The sequence below is a fragment of the Bradyrhizobium sp. UFLA05-108 genome, assembly GCF_059803455.1.
The window spans coordinates 101,656-122,248 of the sequence record NZ_JBANAZ010000023.1 but is presented as its reverse complement, the minus strand read 5'-3'; the positions used below and the strand labels follow the sequence as shown (position 1 = coordinate 122,248).

Sequence of the window (20,593 nt, the reverse complement as noted above, 5' to 3'; positions counted from 1 at the left end):
CAGCCAGCATGGTGAATCAGAAACAAGCTGATTTGGGAATCCCAAATCGATTCAACCTAACCCCATCCCGCTTTAGGCAGCGGGGCTGCGCTCCTTCACCGCCTCACTGGCCAGGCTGATGCGAAACACGAGCTGCTTGTTCTCATCGAGGAGATCCATATGCCATTGCGCGTTGGGCTTCAGGCCCCGTGCGATGCTGCCGAGCAGGTTCGCGCAAACATCCGTCATCTCGCTCCAGGCCGCCGCGCGATCCTCGAATTCATAAGCGTGGTCGGATGCCCCGAAATAGCGGCCGGTGCTGATCCGAAAGTAATACAGCGCCATCGTCAAACCTTCGTATCGGGCCGCTCCCTGCCGGCCGTCACGCAAGGCTGTGGCGCGAACAGCTACCAAGGCATGAAAACCGCCGTCCGTATGACTACGGCGCGGCGGCGACCACAGCTCGTCAGGTTTCAACGATAACGGCGCGGAAAGCATATGCGCCGGGGGCAGGCAAGGCTCAGTCGGTCGAGCGGCGCAGCTCGAGCGGGCCTTCATTCTTCGGCACTTCAGGCTTTGCTTCCGACTTCACCGGCTCGATGCGGCCGCTCTCGACGCGCGGCGTCTCGACACGCGTAGCGACTTCGGTTGCGGATGCGCTGACGGAGCCGGTCGTGCGCGGCGCACGCAGCGATCGCGGCCGCGCCACCGCGCGCGCCATCAGCATCTGGTTGCCACCTTGGTGGTGGAAATCACAATAGGCAAAGCCCATGCCCGAGACCGAGCCGCGGAAGCTACGATCGTCGGTCTTTTCCAGGTTGAAGCAGGGTTCGAACGGGATGCCCTTGATCGAGGCGCAGACGTTCTGACCGCGAATCTGGAGCGTGTTGCCCGGCAGACGAACGTGGCGAACGGGACCGGCGCCCGAGAACTGCACCGCGCCCGCCGCACCCAGATCATCGAGGATGCGGCCTGCACCGCGAGTCCCGTCGAAACAGGTGAAGGCGAACACCTTGCCCGCCACGAACCGGCGCGCCTCGTCCGCGTTCATACTTCCTGCAACGGCCGGCGCGACCGTTGCCGCCGCGGTGACAGCTCCCAACACAATACGCGCAAGCATGCTCTTACTCCGACGACCCCAGTAGCGGGCAAGCCTGATCTCTTTACCCGCTGCTTACCATACCAACAGTGGCGACATTGAAGCAGCTTGGTTGGTAAAGTCTGAACGCCGTTAGAGAATTTTTACCACAATGCGACCGCGGACGTCGCCTGCGAGAATCCTCGGCCCCCACTCAAGGATCTGGCCGAGCGGAATTTCCTTAGTGATTTCAGTTAGTTTCGTCCGATCCAGATCGGACGCCAGGCGTTGCCAGGCGGCCTTCCGCGGCTCCAGCGGGCACATCACCGAATCGATGCCGAGAAGGCACACCCCGCGCAAAATAAACGGCGCGACCGAGGACGGCAGATCCATGCCGGCGGCGAGACCGCAGGCTGCAATCGCTCCGCCGTACTTCGTCATCGAGAGCAGGTTCGCGAGCGTGGTCGAGCCGACGCTGTCGATGCCACCAGCCCAGCGCTCCTTGGCGAGCGGTTTTGCGGGTGCGGACAGCTCGTTGCGGTCGATCACCTCGGCCGCTCCCAATTCCCTGAGATAGCTGGCTTCCGCCGCGCGACCGGTGGAGGCGATGACGTGGTAGCCGAGCTTCGACAGCACGGCAGTCGCAACCGAGCCTACGCCACCTGCCGCGCCCGTCACCACCACGGGGCCGCTTTTCGGCGAGATGCCCTGCTTCTCCAGCGCCAGCACCGCGAGCATCGCGGTGAAGCCGGCGGTGCCGATCGCCATGGCATCGCGCGCCGACAAGCCCTGCGGCAGCGCGACCAGCCAGTCACCCTTCACCCGCGCCTTCTCCGCATAGGCGCCGAGATGCGTCTCGCCCATGCCCCAGCCGGTGCAGACGACCTTGTCGCCCGCCTTCCATTGCGGATGGGAGGACTGCTCGACGGTGCCGGCGAAATCGATGCCGGCGATCATCGGGAAGCGGCGCACCACCGGTGCCTTGCCGGTGAGCGCGAGGCCATCCTTGTAGTTCAGCGTCGACCACTCGACGCGCACGGTGACGTCACCGTCCATCAATTCGGCTTCGTCGAACTGCGTGAGCGCGGCAGTGGTGCCTTTGTCCGCCTTGTCGATGCGGATCGCCTTGAACGTTGCCACGGCAAAACTCCCTGACTGTTTTGGGGATGTTTAGCCGATCAGGCAGGCTGCGCAACCGCTCTGGCGACGGGTTTCTCCACGATCGGAAGATTGATCAGCGCGGACAGCACGCCGAACAGGATCGAGAGCCACCAGATCGGCGCATAGGAACCGAAGCGCTCGAACACGATGCCGCCGAGCCAGACGCCTAGGAAGCCGCCGACCTGATGGCTGACGAAAGCAAAGCCATAGAGGGTTGCGAGCCAGCGTGTGCCGAACATCAGCGCCACCAACGCCGAGGTCGGCGGTACGGTCGAGAGCCACATCAGGCCGGACACCGCACCGAAGGCGATCGCCGAGAACGGCGTGATCGGGAACGAGATGAAGGCGAGCGTTGCGAGGGCACGGATGAAATAGATCGTTGAGAGAATGTAGCGCTTGGGCAGATAGTTTTGCAGCCAGCCGACGCTCAGCGAGCCCACCATGTTGAAGAGGCCGATGGCCGCGATCACCCAGCCGCCGACTTGCGTGGAGATGCCGCGATCGACGAGAAACGCCGGCAGATGCACGGTGATGAAGGCAAGCTGGAAGCCGCAAGTGAAGAAGCCGAGCACGAGCAGAACATAGGAGCGATGGCCGAAGGCCTCGGCGAGCGCCCTGGTGAAGGATTGCTCGTCGGCGGCCGGCGTGCTGGACGAATCCGCAACCGGCGGCGTGGACAGTGCGAGCGAGAGCGGAATGATCAGAAGCATCAGGCCCGCGAACACCGTGAGCGCCTGCTGCCAGCCGAAATTGTCGATCAGCGCGACACCGACAGGCGCGAACAGGAATTGCCCGAACGAGCCGGCCGCGGTGCCGGCGCCGAGCGCCAGGCCGCGCTTCTCGGCCGGCAGCAGCTTGCTGAACGCCGACAGCACGAGATTGAACGAGCAGCCGGCAAGTCCGAAGCCGACCATGACGCCGGCGCCGACGTTGAGCGAGAGCGGCGTCGACGAATAGCGCATCAACAACAAGCCGCCGGCATAGAGCACGGCGCCGACGCACATCACGCGGAACAAGCCGAAGCGATCCGCGATCGCGCCGGCGAATGGCTGGGCCAGTCCCCACAACAGATTCTGCAACGCGATCGCGAGGCCGAAGACGTCGCGCCCCCAGGCGAACTCATGGCTCATCGGCTGAACGAAGAAGCCGAGGCTCGAACGCGGGCCGAAGCTCAGCATGCCGATGGCGCAGCCGCAAAGAATGATGATCGCAGGCGTGCGCCAAGAAGAAGGAGAAGTGGAAGAACGCGAAACCGGATCAACGTCGCCCACGCTTGCCGACATGCAATTTCCCTTTTCTGCCGTTGGCGGGTCCGGAATAGGTCACCGCGCTGCGAGCAGTTAATGCATCTGCATGAAAATCCCAAGAGGGGTCCCGAACATTGCAGCCCTGCAAATCGCGCGCGGAGCGAGCGCACGGGCGAGCGCACGGGAATGTGTCCGGGTGGGTCTGGCGGCCGGCCGTCTCAAGTGCTATGTTCAATTTGCTCATATTGAGTATATCAAGATGAGCTGCTGACATGTTCCTGGGCTGCGGATGTTGTCTGGCAAAAAGCTGATTGCGGCTCGCAAACCCAACCGGCCTCGAAAGGCCGGATTTCTAACGGCCCACATATACTCATATTGAGTATATAAGAACGGGAGGCTTCGATGCCGATCTTTGGAATCTACGGTCCCGACGACTTTACCAAGCGGCCGCAGGGCCACCCCGCTCCTACCGCACGCAAGCCCGTCGGCAATCGCGGCCTCGCATTGCCGCGGCCCTCGCTGGAATGGACACAGGAGGTCGATAAGGCCACGGCGCATCTCTACGAGCGCGTAAAACACGTGATCCCGTCGATCGAGTGGCCGCTGATGGCGCCGACCATCAAGGCGATCAACGAGCTGAAACAGGCGCGGGGCGCGGTGATCCTCGCGCACAACTATCAGGCGCCGGAGATCTTTCACTGCGTCGCCGACATCGGCGGCGACTCGCTGCAGCTCGCGATCGAGGCGACCAAGGTGAAGGCCGACATCATCGTGCAGTGTGGCGTGCACTTCATGGCCGAGACGTCGAAGCTGCTCAATCCGGACAAGACGGTGCTGATCCCGGATTCTCGCGCCGGTTGCTCGCTCGCCGCCAGCATCACGGGTGCGGACGTGCGCCTGTTGCGCGAAAAATTTCCGGGCGTGCCGGTCGTCGCCTATGTCAACACCTCCGCCGAGGTGAAGGCCGAGGTCGACATCTGCTGCACCTCGTCGAACGCGGTGCAAGTGGTCGAAAGCCTGCGCGCGCCGAGCGTGATCTTCCTGCCCGACCAATACCTCGCGAAATACGTCGCCTCGAAGACCGACGTGAAGATCATCGCCTGGAAAGGCGCCTGCGAGGTGCATGAGCGTTTCACCGGCGAGGAGCTGCGCGCCTTCCGCAACGCCGATCCGTCCGTGCAGATCATCGCGCATCCGGAATGCCCGCCCGATGTCCTGGCGGAAGCCGATTTCACCGGCTCGACCGCGCACATGATCAACTGGGTGCGCGAGAGACGGCCGAAACGGCTCGTGATGATCACCGAATGCTCGATGGCCGACAATGTGCGCGCCGAGCTGCCCGATGTCGAGATGCTGCGCCCCTGCAACCTCTGCCCGCACATGAAGCGCATCACGCTGTCGAACATTCTGGGCAGCCTGCTGACGCTCAGTGAAGAGGTGACGATCGATCCCGCCATCGCTGAACGCGCGCGGCGTTCGGTCGAGCGGATGATCAATTTGAAGAACTAGCGCCACAACCAACACTGTCGTCCCGGACAAGCGCAGCGAAGCGGAGCGCCGGGTCCTGGCCTTGGCCAGGACGACAGCGGAGAGATTGGAGAGACCGATGCAAGACAACTGCCACAACCTCACCCGCACCACCGACGACGTCGTTATCGTCGGCGGCGGTCTCGCCGGCTTGTTCTGTGCGCTAAAGCTAGCGCCGCGAGCCGTGACGCTGATCTCGGCCGCAACGCTCGGACAAGGCGCATCGTCCGCATGGGCACAAGCCGGCATCGCGGCAGCCGTCGCTGAGGGCGACAGCCCCGAGGCGCACGCGGCCGACACGGTCGCGGTCGGCGCCGGTCTCGTCGATGAAGCCGTCGCACTCGGGATCGCGCGCGAGGCATCGCCGCGCATTCACGATCTTCTCAGCTACGGCGTGCCCTTTGACCGCGATCTCGAGGGCAGGCTCGCGGTGGGGCGCGAAGCCGCGCATTCGGCACGGCGCATCGTACACGTGCGCGGTGACATGGCGGGCGCGGCGATCATCGCGGCGCTCAGCGAGGCCGTGCGACGTACTCCGTCGATCCGCCTGATCGAAGGCCTCGTCGCCGAGGCTCTGCTGACCGAGGACGGCGCCGTGACCGGATTGCAGCTCCGCGACGCCAGCAATGTGAGGTCGCGTCCCGTCATCATCGCTTCGCGCGCGGTGGTTCTGGCAACCGGCGGCATCGGCCATCTCTACGCCGTCACGACCAATCCGGCGGAAGCAAGCGGATCAGGGCTCGCGATCGCGGCACGGGCCGGAGCCGTCATCGCCGATCCCGAATTCGTGCAGTTCCATCCGACCGCCATTATGGCCGGCCACGATCCGGCGCCGCTTGCGACCGAAGCGCTGCGCGGCGAAGGCGCTGTTCTGATCAACGGCAGGGACGAACGCTTCATGGCGGCACGCCACCCGCTCGCTGAGCTGGCGCCGCGCGACATCGTCGCACGCGGCGTGTTCGCGGAAGTAGCGGCGGGCCGCGGCGCGTTCCTCGATGCGCGGGAGGCGCTGGGTGCGCGCTTCGCCCAGAAATTCCCGACCGTTTATGCAAGCTGTATCGCAGCCGGCTTCGATCCGGCGACGCAGCCGATTCCGATTGCGCCCGCCGCGCACTACCACATGGGCGGCATCGCGGTGGATGCGCGTGGCCGCACGTCCATAGACGGGCTCTGGGCCGGCGGCGAGGTATCGTCGACCGGCGCACATGGCGCCAACCGGCTCGCCTCGAACTCGCTGCTGGAGGCCGTCGTCTATGCCGCGCGCATCGCGAAGGACATCGCCGGCCGCGCGATCCCCCCACCTGCCCGGCTGCCGGAAGCGCCGGTGACGCCGCGCAACGCTGCGATCGACAAACGAGCCGAAACCGGTCTGCGCGCCATGATGAGCGCGCATGTCGGCGTAATCCGCGACCGCGACGGGCTCGTGCAGGCCGTGCAACATTTCGCGGAGCTTGAACGCGATGCCGGCAGCGTCGCGCTGCGCAACATGGCGACCACGGCACTGCTCGTCGCCACATCCGCCTTCGCACGGCACGAGAGTCGCGGCGCGCATTTCCGCTCCGACCATCCGACAGAGGTACCGGCTTTCGCGAAACGGACCATGACGACGTTCGCCGCTGCGCGCGAGATCGCCGAGACGCTGACCGAACAACCCACGCGCCGGGCGGCGCAAGCCATGCTCGCCTGACGGAGATTTTGTCATGACCCCAGCTTCCCTGCTCCATCCCGACGCTTTTCTCTCACCGCTCGCGATCGACGAGGCGGTGCACCACGCGCTTGACGAGGATCTTGGCCGCGCCGGCGACATCACCTCGCTCGCGACGATCCCCGAGGCCAACACGGCCCACGCAATCCTGGTCGCCCGCCAGGCTGGCGTGATCGCCGGCCTGCCGCTGGCCCTGGCGACGCTGCAAAAGCTCTCCGATGCAATCAATGTGCAGGCGCACGGCCGCGATGGCGCTGATGTGAAGGCCGGACAGCGTGTGCTGACGATCACCGGCCCCGCCCGCGCCATTCTCACGGCCGAGCGAACCGCGCTGAATTTCGTCGGACGGCTCTCGGGAATTGCGACGCTGACGGCTGACTACGTCCGCCAAACCGAAGGCAGCAAGATGCGGATCTGCTGCACGCGCAAGACCACGCCGGGGCTGCGCGCGCTGGAGAAATACGCAGTGCGCTGCGGCGGTGGCTTCAACCATCGCTTTGGCCTGGATGATGCGATCCTGATCAAGGACAATCATATCGCGGTCGCCGGCGGCATCCGCCCCGTGCTGGAGCGCGCCCGCAGCCATGCCGGCCATCTCGTGAAGATCGAGATCGAGGTCGATACGCTGGCGCAACTACGCGAGGTGCTGGGCACTGGCCTTGCCGACGCCGTGCTGCTCGACAACATGGATATCGCAACGCTGCGAGAAGCCGTGAAGCTCGCGGCCGGCCGCGTCCCTCTGGAAGCGTCCGGTGGCGTCACACTGGAGTCGATCCCAGCGATCGCAGCGACGGGCATCGACTACGTCTCGTCCGGCGCGCTCACGCATTCAGCCCCGAACTTCGACTGCGCGCTGGATATCGAGGCTTGAGCGGCTACCGCCGCTCGGTCGTGCCGAGCTCGGCCGAACTCTTGGCTTCCTGCGCGAGCTCGGCTGAGAGCGCGGCGGTCTGTGCCGGGGTGCCCCAACTCGGCTCCTCGCTGCCGTCACCCCAGGCGCGCGGCCGGTAGAAGGTGTGCACGCCGAACTTGTACATCTTCTTCATCTCGGCGACCCAGGACGGGCGCACCCAATAGGCGTGGTAGTGCGTCGACTTGCCGACCTCGGGCAGCCAGATCTGGCCGTCGAGCGTTGCTTTCGCAATCTTCTTGGCGCGCTCCCACATGTCGGGCTCACGGATCACGTCGGGATTGTTGTCGCAGGCGAAAGTGAACTGGCAGGCGAAGTGGCGGTATTTGTTCTGATAGACCACGCCGCACACGGTGTCCGGATATTTGCCGGAGAAGACGCGGTTCATCACCACCTGCGCAACCGCCATCTGGCCACGCACGGCCTCGCCACGCGATTCGAAATACACGGCTTCAGCCAGGCACTTCTCTGATTTGGCGCGCGACTTATCGTCGAGGCCGAGCCGTTCGGCCGGCGATCTGACGCGCTGGTCGTCGGCGTTGACCTCGCCCTTGGGCGCGACGCTCTCGCCGCTCTCGGTCGCCCTTGCGACCTCCTCGGACGGCGGCGACAGCGAGGCCATCACCTTCATGTCGGGGTCCGACATTACGATCAGCGGCTCGGCGCCGGGCTGCCAGCTCTCCATGCTCTCGAGACTGCCGCCGAGCGACGAGCTGCCGAAGAACAGGTTCGACGTCTTGACGCTGAAGGGATCGCGCGCCGGCGCAGCCGGGGCCCGCTTCAAATCGTTGAGCGGCTGGGCTGCAAGCGACAGCGCCGTGTCGCTTGCCGATGGCGTGGTCGAATATTGCGGTAGCGGCGGCGCGCGCAGCGCCTCCTCGAGTTCGGGATCAAGCGCGGCCGCGGACTCCGGCGACATCGCCTGCGGCAACGCGGCCGTCTTGGCGCCAAAGACCGAGCTGTTCGATGTCGCGGGATCCTGCGCGGCGGGCGTTGCGGATGGCGCGGCGGACTCTGCCGGCGCGGGCGTGACGGTCGCGAGACGGTCGCCCTTGAGCGTGCGATCCACGCGCGGAAAATCGGCGGCCTGATAGCGCGGTGGCGTCTGGAGCGCCGGATTGCGCGCGATGCCGCCCGTGATGTCGCGATCGTCCAGGCTCGCGAGGCGATAGCTCGCGCTCTGCGGAGCCGAGGTTCCGATCGGACGGGCGAAGCTGTAGGTGGCGAGCTGGATCGAGGACGCCGCGGAAAATACCTGCCTCTGCCAGCGCTCGGCGACGCCGGGTTGGCGCGCCAGCAGCGAAGCAATGTCCTGATATCCGGTCTCTCTCGGCACCAATGCGAAGATGCAGAGACCGATGCCGAAGGACGCGAACCGCGCGCCCTTCGGATGGTTACGCAACACAAACATCGATACGCTCACGCAACGCTTACGCTAGAGAAGATCGAACGCAGTGCGTCCGTGCAATTCGATCCTTTTTGTTGGTATCTAATTTAGGTTGCCGGGGAGTTAATCGACGTTGCTCGTGCACCACACTCAAGCAACCGCAGGTGTTTTCACGAGGCGACCGGACACGTTGGTAAATGCGACCTCACGCGAAGAGGTAAATGCCTGGTCAACACATATGGTGAAGGAACTCTTTATGACGCGTGTCATTGCGGGACACGCATCACCAAACTCCGTCATTGCGCAACGGTCCCTCCACACAGCCGCTGTCATTCCCCGCGAAAGCGGGGAATCCGGTACGCCGGGGCTTATCGATTCTAGCACGACCGTCTCGGAGTACTGGATCGCCCGGTCAAGCCGGGCGATGACATCGAGAGTGCGTAGAGCGCGCTTACCCCAAGCTCGTCATTGCGAGGAGCAAAGCGACGACGCAATCGCGAGTTTTTCCGCGGCGACAGTTTGGATTGCTTCGCTGCGCTCGCAATGACGGCGTGGAGACACCGACATAAACAAAAAAGAGGCGGGGCAATCGCCCCGCCTCCTCCAACTCGTATCTCACGCGGGCCTGCTCACGCCTGGCTTGCGACCTGCTTGCCGAGCGCGGCCTGGGCCGCCGCAAGGCGTGCGATCGGCACGCGATAGGGCGAACAGGAGACGTAGTCGAGGCCGATCGCATGGCAGAACGCCACCGAGGCGGGATCGCCGCCGTGCTCGCCGCAGATGCCCACTTTCAGCGAAGCGCGCGTCTTGCGGCCGCGCGCGACGCCGATCTTGACGAGCTCGCCGACGCCTTCCTGATCGAGCGCGATGAAGGGATCGATCGAGAGGATTCCCTTGGTCACGTAGGGACCGAGGAAGCTCGCAGCGTCGTCGCGGCTGATGCCGTAGGTGGTCTGCGTCAGGTCGTTGGTGCCGAAGGAGAAGAACTCGGCCGACTGCGCGATCTCAGCCGCGAGCAGGCAGGCGCGCGGCAGCTCGATCATAGTGCCGACCTGATAGGCGAGCTTGGTGTTGGTGTCGCGCATCACCGCCTGGGCGGTGGCATCGATGCGCGCCTTGACGAGATCGAGCTCGGCCTTGGTCGCGATCAGCGGCACCATCACCTCGAGGCCAACGGCCTTGCCGGTGCGCCGCTGCGCCTCGACCGCAGCCTCGAAGATCGCGCGCGCCTGCATCTCGGCGATCTCGGGATATGCGATCGCGATGCGGCAGCCGCGGAAGCCGAGCATCGGATTGAACTCGGAGAGCTCGCGCGCACGGTCGGCCAGGCGGCGCGGGTCGGTGTTCATGGCGCGTGCCACTTCCTCGACCTCGGCGTGGGTATGCGGCAGGAACTCGTGCAGCGGCGGATCGAGCAAGCGGATCGTGACGGGCAGGCCCTTCATGATCTCAAACAGCTCGACGAAGTCGGCGCGCTGCATGGGAAGGAGCTTTGCAAGCGCGGCGCGGCGCGACTGCTCGTCCTCGGAGAGGATCATCTCGCGCACCGTGCGGATGCGCGTCTCCTCGAAGAACATGTGCTCGGTGCGGCAGAGGCCAATGCCTTCCGCGCCGAACTTGAGCGCGGTGCGCGCATCCTCCGGCGTGTCAGCGTTGACACGCACGCCGATCTTGCGGACCTGATCGGCCCAGTTCATCAGCGTGCCGAATTCGCCGGACAGTTCCGGCTCGATCATCGGCATACGGCCCGCAAGCACCTGGCCGAGCGAACCGTCGATGGTGATGACGTCGCCGGTCTTGAAGGTGCGCGAGCCGATGCTCATGGTGCCGCGGCCATAGTCGACACGGATCGTGCCGCAGCCGGAGACGCAAGGCTTGCCCATGCCGCGTGCGACCACCGCCGCGTGCGAGGTCATGCCGCCGCGGGTGGTGAGGATGCCCTCGGCCGCGTGCATGCCGTGGATGTCTTCGGGGCTGGTCTCGATACGAACCAGGATGACCTTGCGTCCGTCGGCCTGAAGCTTGGCGGCTTCATCCGAGGAGAACACGATCTCGCCGGAGGCAGCACCAGGCGAGGCCGGCAGGCCGGTCGCGATCACGTCGCGCTTGGCGTTGGGATCGATGGTCGGATGCAGGAGCTGATCGAGCGAAGCAGGATCGATGCGCGTCACCGCTTCCTTCTTCGAGATCAGCCCCTCATTGGCGAGCTCGACCGCGATACGCAGCGCCGCCTTCGCGGTGCGTTTTCCGCCGCGGGTCTGCAGCATCCAGAGCTTGCCGCGCTCGACGGTGAACTCCATGTCCTGCATGTCGCGGTAATGCTTTTCGAGCTGCGTGTAGATGCGCGTCAGCTCCTTGAACGCCTCCGGCATCGCCGTTTCCATCGACGGCTTGTCGGAGCCGGATTCTTGCCGCGCGTCCTCGGTGATGTCCTGCGGCGTGCGGATGCCCGCCACCACGTCCTCGCCCTGCGCGTTGATCAGGAACTCGCCATAGAGCCTGCTCTCGCCGGTCGAGGGGTTGCGGGTGAAGGCGACGCCGGTCGCCGACGTCTCGCCCATGTTGCCGAACACCATGGCCTGCACGTTGACCGCGGTGCCCCAGGATTCCGGGATGTCGTGCAGCTTGCGGTAGGTCACCGCGCGCGCATTCATCCAGGATGAGAATACGGCGCCGATCGCGCCCCAGAGCTGGTCGTGCGGATCCTGCGGAAACTCCTTGCCGGTCTCGTGCGCCACCGCATCCTTGTACTTGCCGACCAGATCGACCCAGTCCTCGGCAGTGAGATCGGTGTCGAGCGCGTAGCCCTGGCTGTCCTTGAATGTGTCGAGGATTTCCTCGAAGTGGTGATGCTCGAAGCCGAGCACCACGTCGGAATACATGGTGATGAAACGGCGATAGCTGTCATAGGCAAAGCGGCGGTCGCCCGACAGTTCGGACAGCGCTTCCACGGTCTCATCGTTGAGGCCGAGATTGAGCACGGTGTCCATCATGCCCGGCATCGATGCGCGCGCGCCGGAGCGCACCGAGACGAGCAGCGGGTTCTTGGCATCGCCGAACGCCTTGCCGGTCAGCTTGCCGACATAGTCGAGCGCCTTCTCGACCTGCGCTTTCAATTCCTTCGGATAGGTCTTCTCGTGGGCGTAGAAATAGGTGCAGACAGAGGTCGGGATGGTGAAGCCTGGAGGCACGGGCAGGCCGAGATTGGCCATCTCGGCGAGGTTGGCGCCCTTGCCGCCGAGCAGGTCGCGCATTTCGGATTTGCCCTCGGCCTTGCCGTCGCCAAAGGTGTAGACCCACTTGCCCGCCTTGACGGCGGGTGCCGGCTTCGCAGCCGGCTTGTTCGAGGGCTTGCTCGCTGCCTTGGCCGCCGGCTTGGCGACGGGTTTCGCAGCAGCCTTGACCGGGCTCTTCACAGCGCTCTTGGGCAGCGCCTTGCGAGCCGCCGGCACGGCTTTCGCCTTTGCAGAGGGCTTTGATTTCGCTGGTATTTTTTTAGGCTTCGAGGCGGCTTTGGCCATGGCTTGCACACAACCTGCGAGAGGGATGGGAAATCGCGGGCCTTACACCACTTTGGGCGGGCTCGCGCAAGTCGAACAGTTCCGGAAAATGAACGGCACTATGGCTTTGGCATGATCTGCTCGGAAAACCGCTGCGCACTTTGCGCTAACGCGGCCCTACGGGTCCGGATCATGCCCTAGAGATGCAGCCACTTCAAAAGGCCAAGCCCGATCGCGCCGTTCAGGATCAGAAAGATCGCGACGATCAGATTGAGGAGCCGCGGCATGATCAGGATGAGCACGCCCGCGATCAGCGACATGATCGGCGAGATGTGGGCGATGGTGAGGTGCATGAAATATCTTTCTCGAGGCTTGGGCGAGTGAGCCTTTGGGGTGATGCGAATCGCGGCCGGATCATACCGGTGCCGGTTCCGCGAGTAGAGACGCGCGAGCCCATATATGAGTTCCGCCCTTCGCGAAAACTGCCTGAAATTGCCGCCGATGCGGCACTCAATCTTTCGGAACATTGGACAGGGTGCATGCATTGGCAACCGGGTCGCGCCACTGGCGTGGCGCCGAATCATCTTCGTGAGGAGTTGCCCATGCGGAACAGGATTCTTGCACTTGCAGCGCTTGGCGTCGCGCTCGGCGCGCCCGTCGCGGCGCAGGCGCAAGCCGACGTCACGATCGGCCGCGCGCCCGTCGTGACCGAACGCAGCCCTGGCATCGCCGTCGAACAACGTCCGGCGTTTCGCGATTACGTCGTGGAGCAGCGCGTGCCGGCCTTCAGCGTGCCCGACCGCGTCGTGGTCGGCACCGTGCTGCCGGAAACCGGCATCACCTACTATGACGTGCCGCAGCGCTTCGGTCCGACGACCTATCGCTACACCGTCGTGAACGGCGAGACCGTGCTGATCGAACCGCGCTCGCGGCGAATCGTCGAGGTACTCGACTAGGTGTCCGGCGCGTCTCACTCGATTTGGCGCGAATAGAGTTTTCGGACATCAGGCCCCGCCCGGTCCATCCCCCCGCCGGGCGGGGCTTTTTCTTACGCGCGCTCTCGTGTCCCGGGCAAGCGAAGCGCAGACCCGGGACCCAGAAGCCGAGTGCACACGGCATGGGCCCCGGATCAGCAGCGCACCACGCCGCAAAGGGCGGCGCGCTGCGCAGCAGCCGGGGCACGAGATCGTCAATCTTGGATCTTCGATCAATCTTGGATCTTCGAGAAGTCCGCCACCGCGCGCGTGGCGCTACGAATTTCGTTCAGCAGCTTCAACCGGTTCTCGCGCACCTTCGGGTCCTCGTCGTTGACGCGGACCTTGTCGAAGAAGGCATCGACCGGCGGACGGAGCTTTGCCATTGCGCTCATCGCGCCGGCGAAATCTTCCTTGGCGACGGCAGCGCTTGCCTCCGCCTTCACCTCGCCGATCGCCTTAGCCAGCGCTTTCTCTTCAGGCAGGCTGTAGAGCGCCGCATCAGGCGCGCCGTCGAACGTGCGCTTATCCTTCTTCTCCTCGATCGACAGGATATTGCCGGCGCGCTTCGTACCGGCGAGCAGGTTCTTGCCGTCGTCACTGTCAAGGAACTTGCCGAGCGCCTCGACGCGGCGAACGATCATCAGGAGGTCGTGCTGGCCGCCGAGCGCGAACACGGCGTCGACGAGATCATGACGCGCGCCCTGCTCACGGAGCTGGACCTTGAGACGGTCGGCGAAGAAAGCGAGGAGATCGTTCGGGATCTTCTGCGCATCCGCGGGCTTCATCGACAAACCGGCAAGCGCCGACGCCGCCACCTTCAGGAGCGACAGGCGCAGCGTGTTCTCGGCAATCAGCCTGATCACACCCAGCGCCGCACGACGCAACGCATACGGATCTTTCGATCCCGTTGGCTTCTCGTCGATCGCCCAGAAGCCAACCAGCGTATCGATCTTGTCCGCCAGCGCGACTGCCACGCTGACCAGATCTGTCGGAACCCGATCCGCCGGCCCTTGCGGCTTGTAGTGCTCCTCACACGCGGCCGCGACGGACGCGTCCTCACCCTGCGCGAGCGCGTAGTACCTGCCCATCAGGCCCTGAACTTCCGGGAATTCGCCGACGACTTCCGTCAGCAAATCCGCCTTGGCCAGATGCGCGGCGCGCTTTGCTTTCGCAACATCCGCACCAACCAGCGGCGCAATCTCGGCCGCCAGGCGCTCGATGCGCTTGATGCGCTCTGCCTGCGTGCCGAGCTTCTCATGGAACACGATGTGCTCGAACTTCGGCAGCCGGTCCTCGAGCTTCGTCTTCAAGTCGGTGTCGTAGAAGAACTTCGCATCGCTCAACCGCGCGCGGATCACACGCTCGTTGCCGGAGACGATCGCCTTGCCGCCGTCGGCCGCTTCGATATTCGCAACCAGGATGAACTTGCTCGCGAGCTTGCCCGTTTTGGGATCGCTCACAACGAAACACCTCTGGTTGTTGCGGATGGTGGCGCGGATCACTTCAGCCGGGATCGACAGGAATTCCTGATCGAACGATCCCATCAGCACGACCGGCCATTCAATGAGGCCCGCGACCTCGTCGAGCAGGTTTTGATCTTCGACCAGCTCAAAGCCCTGCGCAAAGGCAAGCTGCTTGGCGTCGGTCAGGATCGAGTCCTTGCGGCGCTCCGGATCGAGCACGACCTTGGCGTCGAGCAGTTTCGCCTCGTAGTCCTCGAAGCGGCGCACGTTGATCGCGGCTGGCGCCAGGAAGCGATGACCATAGGTAGTCTGGCCCGTCTCGATGCCGTCGACGGAGAACTTCACCACGTCAGGCTCTTCGGTCTCGAGGCCGAAGGTCGCGGTGATCGCGTGCAGCGGACGCACCCAGCTCAGCGAACCCGACTTGGCCGAGCGCGCGCCCCAGCGCATCGACTTCGGCCAGGGGAAGGTGCGGATGATGACGGGGAGGATCTCGGCGATCACATCGATCGCCGCGCGGCCCGGCTTCTCGATCAGCGCGATGTAGAAGTCGCCCTTCTTGTCGCTCTGGATCTTCGCCTCGCTCAGCGAGGCAAGGCCCGTGGCTTTCAAGAATCCCTGGATCGCGGGCTCAGGTCCGCCAACGCGCGGACCACGGCGCTCTTCCTTCAGATCAGGCTGGCGCGTGGGGATGCCGTGCACGGTGAGCGCGAGGCGGCGCGGGGTCGCAAACGCCTTGGCGCCTTCGTAGACGAGGCCTTCGGCCACGAGCTTGTCGGTGACCATGCGGCGCAGGTCGTCGGCCGCCTTGGCCTGCATGCGCGCAGGGATTTCCTCGGAAAACAGCTCCAGCAGCAAATCGGGCATCAGGCCACTCCGCCCGCTTCGGTGTGCACCCAGGCCTCGCCGCAGGCCTTTGCAAGCTCGCGCACCCGGAAAATGTAACTCTGCCGCTCCGTGACCGAGATGACGCCGCGTGCATCGAGCAGATTGAAGACGTGGCTCGCCTTGATGCACTGGTCATAGGCCGGCAGCGCCATCAGGTGCTCCCTGCGGTTGCTGGCTTCGCGCCAGCCGGCCGCGAGATATTTCTTGCAGGCGTCCTCGGCCATCTTGAACTGCTCGAACAGCATCGCGGTGTCGGCATATTCGAAATTGTGCCGCGAATATTCCTGCTCAGCTTGAAAGAAGACGTCCTTATAGGTGACCTTCTGGTCGCCTTCGCGGCCGTTGAAGTTGAGGTCCATGATGCGGTCGACGCCCTGCAGGTAGCAGGCAAGCCGCTCGAGCCCGTAGGTGAGTTCGCCCGCGACCGGCGCGCATTCGACGCCGGCAACCTGCTGGAAGTAGGTGAACTGCGACACTTCCATGCCGTCGCACCAGCATTCCCACCCCAGCCCCCACGCGCCCAGCGTCGGGCTCTCCCAGTCGTCCTCGACGAAGCGGATGTCGTGCACGGTGGAATCGATGCCGATCGCGGCGAGCGACTTCAGGTACAGCTCCTGAAGGTCCGGCGGCGACGGCTTGAGGATCACCTGGAACTGGTAATAGTGCTGGAGCCGGTTCGGGTTCTCACCGTAGCGGCCGTCCTTCGGCCGGCGCGAGGGCTGCACATAGGCGGCATTCCACGGTTTCGGGCCGAGCGCGCGCAGGGTGGTCGCAGGGTGGAAGGTGCCGGCGCCGACCTCCATGTCGTAGGGCTGGAGGATCACGCAGCCGTAATCCGCCCAATAGCGTTGCAGCGCCAGGATCAGGCCCTGGAACGAGCGGTCCGGGCGCATATGGGCGGGCAAGGAAGCGTCCATCGTCAGGTCAGGCTTTCGCGGGGGGTTGAATCGCGCGGGACCGTATCGACGGCGGCGGTGGGAATCAAGGCAAAGGGCGGATTGGGGCAAACAGCCCATCATCCCGCGACGATGCAGTAGGGTGGGCTAAGGCGCTCTTGCGCCGTGCCCACCATCTTTCGTTAACCGCATCAGAAGTGGTGGGCACGGCTTCGCTTTGCCCACCCTACGGCAGCGCAGCTACCCCGGGCGATACGCCCCGGTGACCGGGTCGCGCTTCAGCGTCTGGATTTCCCCCATGCGCGCGGCTTCAGCGACGCGCGACAGGCGCATCTCCTCCAGTTCCTGGTTGATCCGGACTGCGGTCTTGTAGGCCCAGCGGACCACGGCTAGCCCGCCCAGGACGCCCGCGAATGCAACGAACGGCGGCATCGGTCGATCCTTGTTCAATGCTCAGCCCCCACGCGCATTCTCGCGCAGACGAGCCCGCGCCGCAATTGGCTTGGTTCGGACCAAATGGCGCGGGCCGGCTCCTGCTAGAACCCGAATTTTGCCCAAATCGCCCGCGTTTCCAGCGCCGAAATCAGCTCCTCCGGCAGCCCAGCCATCCCTTCCAGGGCCGAAAGCTGGCCTGCGCCGGGTGATTTGCGGCCAAACAGACCGGACAGCAGCCCGGTCGGCTGGGCGATCACGGGGGTGAGAACCTTCTCGCCATAGCGGGCACGAAGAGTTGAGCGGAGGTCGCCGATCCCGTCGGCAAGGCCCAGCGAGATCGCAGTGTCGCCCGCCCAATATTCGCCGGTGAACAGGGTGTCCTCGCCGCCCTTCAGGCGCGCGCCCCGGCTCTCCTTCACGAGCGTAATGAAGATCGCGTGGATCTCGCGCTGAAGCTTCTTCAGCCGCGCCACGTCATCAGGGTTTTCGGGCAGGAATGGATCGAGCATCGCCTTGTGCTCGCCGGCGGTATAGAGCCGCCGCTCGATGCCGAGCCGCTTGATCGCCTCCTGGAAGCCGAAGCTGCCGCCGACCACGCCAATGGAGCCGAGGATCGAGGAGGGATCGCAGAAGATCTCGTCGCCCGCGCAGGCGATCATGTAGCCGCCGGACGCCGCGACGTCCTCGACGAACACCAAGACCTTAAGCTTCTTCTCGGCCGCAAGCTGCTTGATGCGCAGATAGATCTGGCGCGACTGCACCGGCGAACCGCCCGGCGAGTTGATGACGAGCGCCACCGCCTTGGCGTTGCGGAATGAGAAGGCGCGCTCCAGCACCCGCGCGATGCCTGCGAGCGTCATGCCCGGCCGCAGCGGCGTTACCGCGCCGATCACCCCGGAGAGCCGCACCACCGGCACGACCGCAGCGCCAGGGCGAAAGCGCGCCGGAAGATACTCCACGAACTTGTCGATCAGGCCGGACGTGTTGGGATCGTTCAATTGTTCGGCCATGCCGTTACCTCGTCTTTACCATTTCTTATCACGCGACTGTCATTGGAAGTGCCTGGAACGTGTTTTGCAAAGTCTCCGTAAGGAGGCTGCAATGAGGCAGCGGAGAACGACATGAAGATTTATCTGCTGATGATGCTGATGGGTGCGCTGTTCACGGCGATTCGCTTCACCACAGCGCAGGACCAGCAGTCGAACTCGCTTCCCCAGTAGATTTTCAAGCCGCCGCCAGCGGCAGCACCGCCCTCCCCGAAAGTACGTCCCGTAACTCTTTTTTAGGCACGCCTGACTCTTCGTTGAGCATCAGGCCCGGCAGGATGCGCGTCGGCGCCCTGCTGCCTTTGATGGCGCGGACCAGCACACGGATCGCAGGCTTCTCCGCGTCGCCATGAACCGGCAACACCGAGAGGCTTCCGAAGCCGCGTGACAGCGCTGTCAGTACGTCTGCTATCCCATCTGCGCGCCAGATCAAGGTCAGCGCGCCACCTGATTTGAGAATGCGCCGCGCTGCATGCACCCAGGCATGCAGCGTCTCCGTGGTCGCCACATGGGCAACGTGACGCGCCTGGTCCGGAGAGCCGCGATGGCGCACGGCATCGTTGAAGGGCGGATTCATCAGGACGACGTCAACGCTGTCAGGCCAAAGGCCGTTTGCCGCGAAGCTCTCCGAACCGGCCGTGACGTCGAGGACGATCGCCTCGGCTTCAATCGCATTCGCGGCCGCGTTGGCGCGCGCGAGGCTGCCAAGCTCCGGATCGATCTCGACCAGCATCAGGCTGACCCCGGGGACGCGCCGCGCCAGCGCCAGCCCCGCCGCACCGATGCCGGCGCCGAAATCGACGACGCGGTTGCCGGCCTTGGCCGCGGTCGCCGCGGCCAGCAGGATCGCATCGTGACCGGCGCGGTGACCGGACCGCTTCTGCATCAGCCGCAATTGCCCGTCCAGGAACGCGTCCTCGGTGACATCATCGACGTTCGGGGCGAGCTCAGTCATCGCCGCGCAATTCGTGGCTCAGGCCGGCCTCGGTGAGGAGCTGCCGCGCCGCGCTGGCGTCGTCCTCATGGACCAGGATCCGCCGCGGCAGGATGCCGAGCGAGCCCTCGATGATGCTCATGTTCTGGTCCAGCACCAGATGGTGGATATTGGCGCCGTCAAGCAACGCGCCTATCGCCGACACCAGCACCATGTCGTTGGTCCGAACCAGTTCGCGCAAAACGAGCCTCCTGCCTGACGCGGGGTGGGCGGAAATGTCAATGGTTCCGCGGCACTTGCCGCGTCCGTCCGCAGTTTCTATTGTCTTTGGATCAGAATAGCCCTTCCCGGGCAAATATTGGAGACCGGCGTGGCCGTAATCGTACCTTTCGAAACTCCCGGCGCGTCGATCGAAGAGCTGGTTGCCCTCGTCGCCCCCGACATGGAACGGGTCAATGCGACCATCCTGTCGCGGACCGGCTCCGAGGTGACGATGATCCCGGAGGTCGCCAACCACCTGATTTCCTCCGGCGGTAAGCGCCTGCGGCCGATGCTCACCCTCGCCATGGCCAACCTCGCCGGCTACGCGGGCGACGGCCATATCAAGCTCGCCGCTTCCGTCGAGTTCATGCATACCGCAACCCTGCTGCACGACGACGTCGTCGACGAGAGCGAGATGCGCCGTGGCAAGCTGTCGGCACGCATGCTCTGGGGCAACGAGGCCAGCGTGCTGGTCGGCGACTTCCTGCTCGGACAAGCCTTCCGCATGATGGTTGAGGTCGGCTCGTTGCGGGCGCTCGACATCCTCTCGGCAGCAGCCGCGACGATCGCCGAGGGCGAGGTGATGCAGCTCGCGGCCGCCAAGAACACCGCGACCACCGAGGACGAATATCTCGCCGTGATCCGCGCCAAGACCGCAGAATTGTTCGCGGCCGCCTGCGAGGTTGGGCCGGTGCTCGCCAACCGCCCGAAGGCCGAGCAGACCGCTTGCCGCTCGGTCGGCATGAATCTCGGCATCGCCTTCCAGCTCGTGGATGACGTGCTCGACTATGGCGGCAAGAGCGCCAAGCTCGGCAAGAATACCGGCGACGATTTCCGCGAAGGCAAGATCACACTGCCGGTGGTGCTCGCCTTCCGCCGCGGCAATGACACCGAGCGCGCCTTCTGGATAAGGGCGCTGGAGCGCGGTGAGATTGGGGACACCGATCTCGATCACGCCATCGGGCTGATGAACAAGCACCGTGCGCTCGAGGACACGCTGAGCCGCGCCCAGCATTACGGCGCCATGGCTGTGGATGCGCTGGCGCTGTTCCCGTCCTCGCCGATGAAGAGCGCGCTGGAGCAGGTCGTGGCGTTCTGCCTCGCACGGTCTCACTAAAGCGCGATGAAATTGGGATGAATCGTCATCGCGCTTTAGGTCATTGTTCGAGCATGATCTTTTCGGAAAACCGCTCCACACT

General features: G+C 64.6%; 18 protein-coding genes. 5 read left to right on the top strand and 13 right to left on the bottom strand.

Features of this window, described 5'->3' with window-relative positions:
- Positions 1 to 72 precede the first annotated feature (72 nt).
- The 4 genes from SO140_RS18805 to SO140_RS18790 form a co-directional block, all read right to left on the bottom strand.
- Positions 73 to 456 (bottom strand): DUF6894 family protein, encoded by a 384-nt coding sequence (locus SO140_RS18805; protein ID WP_498542923.1) that lies wholly within the window; start codon positions 454 to 456, stop codon positions 73 to 75.
- A gap of 43 nt (positions 457 to 499) precedes the next feature.
- Positions 500 to 1,099, bottom strand: a complete 600-nt coding sequence (locus SO140_RS18800) for a hypothetical protein (RefSeq protein ID WP_449383952.1) — start codon at positions 1,097 to 1,099, stop codon at positions 500 to 502.
- Between the two features lie 111 nt (positions 1,100 to 1,210).
- On the bottom strand, positions 1,211 to 2,197 hold the full coding sequence (acuI, locus tag SO140_RS18795) for an acrylyl-CoA reductase (NADPH) (RefSeq protein ID WP_498541099.1): 987 nt from the start codon (positions 2,195 to 2,197) through the stop codon (positions 1,211 to 1,213).
- A gap of 38 nt (positions 2,198 to 2,235) precedes the next feature.
- Positions 2,236 to 3,501 carry an MFS transporter gene (locus tag SO140_RS18790; protein ID WP_498541100.1) on the bottom strand — a complete coding sequence of 422 codons (1,266 nt, stop codon included), beginning with the start codon at positions 3,499 to 3,501 and terminating at the stop codon, positions 2,236 to 2,238.
- Between the two features lie 366 nt (positions 3,502 to 3,867).
- Here SO140_RS18790 and nadA point away from each other — a divergent pair, with 366 nt between their 5' ends.
- The 3 genes from nadA to nadC all read left to right on the top strand — a co-directional run bounded on the left by nadA (position 3,868) and on the right by nadC (position 7,568).
- Positions 3,868 to 4,974 (top strand): quinolinate synthase NadA, encoded by a 1,107-nt coding sequence (gene nadA, locus SO140_RS18785; RefSeq protein WP_498541101.1) that lies wholly within the window; start codon positions 3,868 to 3,870, stop codon positions 4,972 to 4,974.
- A gap of 97 nt (positions 4,975 to 5,071) precedes the next feature.
- The gene (locus SO140_RS18780; protein ID WP_449383956.1) at positions 5,072 to 6,679 is read left to right on the top strand and encodes an L-aspartate oxidase; all 1,608 of its coding nucleotides are present in this window, start codon (positions 5,072 to 5,074) and stop codon (positions 6,677 to 6,679) included.
- Between the two features lie 13 nt (positions 6,680 to 6,692).
- Positions 6,693 to 7,568 carry a carboxylating nicotinate-nucleotide diphosphorylase gene (nadC, locus tag SO140_RS18775; RefSeq protein ID WP_449383957.1) on the top strand — a complete coding sequence of 292 codons (876 nt, stop codon included), beginning with the start codon at positions 6,693 to 6,695 and terminating at the stop codon, positions 7,566 to 7,568.
- Between the two features lie 4 nt (positions 7,569 to 7,572).
- On the opposite strand, the gene SO140_RS18770 is transcribed toward nadC, so the two are convergent.
- The 3 genes from SO140_RS18770 to SO140_RS18760 form a co-directional block, all read right to left on the bottom strand.
- Positions 7,573 to 9,018, bottom strand: coding sequence for a cell wall hydrolase (locus tag SO140_RS18770; RefSeq protein ID WP_449383958.1), 1,446 nt, complete (start codon positions 9,016 to 9,018; stop codon positions 7,573 to 7,575).
- A 605-nt stretch (positions 9,019 to 9,623) separates the two neighbouring features.
- Entirely contained in the window at positions 9,624 to 12,515 is a 2,892-nt protein-coding gene (gene ppdK / locus SO140_RS18765; RefSeq protein WP_498541104.1) for a pyruvate, phosphate dikinase, read from the bottom strand.
- A 176-nt stretch (positions 12,516 to 12,691) separates the two neighbouring features.
- Positions 12,692 to 12,847 (bottom strand): DUF3096 domain-containing protein, encoded by a 156-nt coding sequence (locus tag SO140_RS18760; RefSeq protein WP_449384629.1) that lies wholly within the window; start codon positions 12,845 to 12,847, stop codon positions 12,692 to 12,694.
- Between the two features lie 249 nt (positions 12,848 to 13,096).
- On the opposite strand from SO140_RS18760, the gene SO140_RS18755 reads away from it, so the two are divergent.
- Positions 13,097 to 13,450 carry a DUF1236 domain-containing protein gene (locus SO140_RS18755; RefSeq protein ID WP_474802247.1) on the top strand — a complete coding sequence of 118 codons (354 nt, stop codon included), beginning with the start codon at positions 13,097 to 13,099 and terminating at the stop codon, positions 13,448 to 13,450.
- A 251-nt stretch (positions 13,451 to 13,701) separates the two neighbouring features.
- On the opposite strand, the gene glyS is transcribed toward SO140_RS18755, so the two are convergent.
- The 6 genes from glyS to SO140_RS18725 all read right to left on the bottom strand — a co-directional run bounded on the left by glyS (position 13,702) and on the right by SO140_RS18725 (position 19,374).
- Positions 13,702 to 15,801: a glycine--tRNA ligase subunit beta gene (gene glyS, locus SO140_RS18750; protein ID WP_498542922.1), complete on the bottom strand. Its 2,100-nt coding sequence runs from the start codon at positions 15,799 to 15,801 to the stop codon at positions 13,702 to 13,704.
- Positions 15,801 to 16,739: a glycine--tRNA ligase subunit alpha gene (locus SO140_RS18745; protein WP_498541106.1), complete on the bottom strand. Its 939-nt coding sequence runs from the start codon at positions 16,737 to 16,739 to the stop codon at positions 15,801 to 15,803. The genes glyS and SO140_RS18745 overlap by 1 nt, the downstream gene beginning before the upstream one ends.
- A 219-nt stretch (positions 16,740 to 16,958) precedes the next feature.
- Positions 16,959 to 17,150, bottom strand: coding sequence for a hypothetical protein (locus SO140_RS18740; protein ID WP_027524294.1), 192 nt, complete (start codon positions 17,148 to 17,150; stop codon positions 16,959 to 16,961).
- A 104-nt stretch (positions 17,151 to 17,254) separates the two neighbouring features.
- Positions 17,255 to 18,163 carry a S49 family peptidase gene (locus SO140_RS18735; RefSeq protein WP_449384032.1) on the bottom strand — a complete coding sequence of 303 codons (909 nt, stop codon included), beginning with the start codon at positions 18,161 to 18,163 and terminating at the stop codon, positions 17,255 to 17,257.
- Between the two features lie 214 nt (positions 18,164 to 18,377).
- Positions 18,378 to 19,154 carry a tRNA1(Val) (adenine(37)-N6)-methyltransferase gene (locus SO140_RS18730; RefSeq protein WP_498541107.1) on the bottom strand — a complete coding sequence of 259 codons (777 nt, stop codon included), beginning with the start codon at positions 19,152 to 19,154 and terminating at the stop codon, positions 18,378 to 18,380.
- On the bottom strand, positions 19,147 to 19,374 hold the full coding sequence (locus SO140_RS18725) for a putative signal transducing protein (protein ID WP_449384030.1): 228 nt from the start codon (positions 19,372 to 19,374) through the stop codon (positions 19,147 to 19,149). Before SO140_RS18725 ends, SO140_RS18730 begins: the two co-directional genes overlap by 8 nt.
- A gap of 129 nt (positions 19,375 to 19,503) precedes the next feature.
- Between SO140_RS18725 and SO140_RS18720 the strand changes: the two genes are divergently transcribed.
- Complete coding sequence (locus SO140_RS18720; protein WP_498541108.1) at positions 19,504 to 20,511, top strand: polyprenyl synthetase family protein; 1,008 nt, start codon at positions 19,504 to 19,506, stop codon at positions 20,509 to 20,511.
- The last annotated feature ends 82 nt before the right edge of the window (positions 20,512 to 20,593 follow it).

What these genes read in the sequence shown, in the direction of transcription:
- SO140_RS18800 (WP_449383952.1), bottom strand. Translation starts at nt 1,099, where the DNA reads ATGCTTGCGCGTATTGTGTTGGGAGCTGTCACCGCGGCGGCAACGGTC.
- SO140_RS18790 (WP_498541100.1), bottom strand. Translation starts at nt 3,501, where the DNA reads ATGTCGGCAAGCGTGGGCGACGTTGATCCGGTTTCGCGTTCTTCCACT.
- nadA (WP_498541101.1), top strand. Translation starts at nt 3,868, where the DNA reads ATGCCGATCTTTGGAATCTACGGTCCCGACGACTTTACCAAGCGGCCG.
- SO140_RS18780 (WP_449383956.1), top strand. Translation starts at nt 5,072, where the DNA reads ATGCAAGACAACTGCCACAACCTCACCCGCACCACCGACGACGTCGTT.
- nadC (WP_449383957.1), top strand. Translation starts at nt 6,693, where the DNA reads ATGACCCCAGCTTCCCTGCTCCATCCCGACGCTTTTCTCTCACCGCTC.
- SO140_RS18770 (WP_449383958.1), bottom strand. Translation starts at nt 9,018, where the DNA reads ATGTTTGTGTTGCGTAACCATCCGAAGGGCGCGCGGTTCGCGTCCTTC.
- ppdK (WP_498541104.1), bottom strand. Translation starts at nt 12,515, where the DNA reads ATGGCCAAAGCCGCCTCGAAGCCTAAAAAAATACCAGCGAAATCAAAG.
- SO140_RS18760 (WP_449384629.1), bottom strand. Translation starts at nt 12,847, where the DNA reads ATGCACCTCACCATCGCCCACATCTCGCCGATCATGTCGCTGATCGCG.
- SO140_RS18755 (WP_474802247.1), top strand. Translation starts at nt 13,097, where the DNA reads ATGCGGAACAGGATTCTTGCACTTGCAGCGCTTGGCGTCGCGCTCGGC.
- glyS (WP_498542922.1), bottom strand. Translation starts at nt 15,801, where the DNA reads ATGCCCGATTTGCTGCTGGAGCTGTTTTCCGAGGAAATCCCTGCGCGC.
- SO140_RS18745 (WP_498541106.1), bottom strand. Translation starts at nt 16,739, where the DNA reads ATGGACGCTTCCTTGCCCGCCCATATGCGCCCGGACCGCTCGTTCCAG.
- SO140_RS18740 (WP_027524294.1), bottom strand. Translation starts at nt 17,150, where the DNA reads ATGCCGCCGTTCGTTGCATTCGCGGGCGTCCTGGGCGGGCTAGCCGTG.
- SO140_RS18735 (WP_449384032.1), bottom strand. Translation starts at nt 18,163, where the DNA reads ATGGCCGAACAATTGAACGATCCCAACACGTCCGGCCTGATCGACAAG.
- SO140_RS18730 (WP_498541107.1), bottom strand. Translation starts at nt 19,154, where the DNA reads ATGACTGAGCTCGCCCCGAACGTCGATGATGTCACCGAGGACGCGTTC.